A 1,411-nucleotide genomic window follows, 5' to 3' on the forward strand; every position below is an offset into this window, starting at 1 on the left:
AGCTCCATATCCCTTTCCTTTCTCAGAGAGTAGAACTCCTGCTGAGCTTGAACAAGCCTCTTTGAATACTCAGTGACAACTCCTATGGAATTTGTGCTAGAAGCAGCCCCAAACTCCTTCAATAGTCTTTCCCCTCGAAGAAAGACTTCCTCCACTTCCTTCTCGCTCTTAGCATCTCTTAGATCGGAAAACACTTTGTCCATCGCAAGCTTGAAGAACTCCAGATTCTCCGGAAACTTGCTTGTCGCAGCACCGAGGACAAGCCTGCTTTCGAAGTCCTGATTGCGGTGCTGTAGTTCCTTCAGGCGACGCAGATAATCCTCAGGACCCGGCTCCTTTCGAAACTTGATTGCATAGGGACCTAGAAAGATACCTCCCTCTCTCAATATCAACCTGTATGCAACATAGCCAAGCAAAATCGCCACGACTATCAGCAGAAAAAGCATAGGAATCCCTCCTGTAACATACCTTCAAATAGGATAATACCATTTTTCGATTGTAAGCGGGTCAAACAAGTACTGACAACCACCGACGCTTTTTATGAATACGAGCTGCAACAGTAGGGACACTCGGGAAAAGCCGTCCGATCATTTACCGTGTGTAAACCTTTCGGGATTTCTTTGCCATTTTGCGAGGAAACTGCCTGAAAGGGCCGTTATCACTGGCTCTGGAATATATCTTATCATGAGATAAAGAACACCCATGTTGATAATCCAGTAAGCAAACCAGAATCTTTCCATGATCTCTATTGGGTCGCCAATCAGATCGAAGAGAGGATAAACGAGAAACCCCGCTGCGATGTGGTAGCCAAGAACAAAAAGCGTTCTCCTGCCAAATAGCGACAGAACATTCCTCACAGCCTTGCTTTTCTGCAGAATCTGAGAGAGTCCGGAAACGGCGATTATTCCAATAATAGCAGCAATGACGTAGAGGAATGGCAAAGTGCCGAAATAGTCCTCCATCAGGTAAACTTCATTACAAAAGGCAGAAGTAACTACATAAAGGCTACAGGCTAATGCGGTGAAAAGAAATGAAAGCCTTTTTGAAAAAAGATCGCGGGATCTCACAAACTTACCCAACGCAAAATAAGGAAGGACGGCCAGCGCTACATCGAGTTTGAATGGAAGCGATCCATAAAAAAAGTACATGGAAACAAAACCTATGGTAATCCCAACAATCAGTATTCTAAGCCTTCTCAGAAGCGAGTAGTATATTTCCATGACAAAGACGGCGGGGAGAAACCATAGAGGAATTATGTTCAAAGGAATAATGCCAACCGCCGTCCTAACAGTTAAGATGTTTGCTATCACAGACCCCAAAGTGAAATTCATCTCTTGCCTCGGCACTATTGCTCTTGCTATAAGCCAAATAGCGGTATTTGCTAAAGCCATGGTGTAGTACGGAATCATGA

Annotated in this window: 1 protein-coding gene and 1 pseudogene; both read right to left on the bottom strand. The window is 44.4% G+C overall.

The features are described 5' to 3' along the window. Window positions 1-446, bottom strand: a pseudogene (locus BG32_RS05035) (hypothetical protein); the annotation flags it as partial. Window positions 447-587: 141 nt separating this feature from the next. After that, window positions 588-1,411 (bottom strand): acyltransferase (locus BG32_RS05040; RefSeq protein WP_121526495.1); only part of this gene is annotated, 824 nt, incomplete at its 5' end.

The sequence above is a fragment of the Mesotoga sp. HF07.pep.5.2.highcov genome, from assembly GCF_003666285.1.
In the GTDB taxonomy this organism is placed as follows: Bacteria; Thermotogota; Thermotogae; order Petrotogales; family Kosmotogaceae; genus Mesotoga; species Mesotoga prima.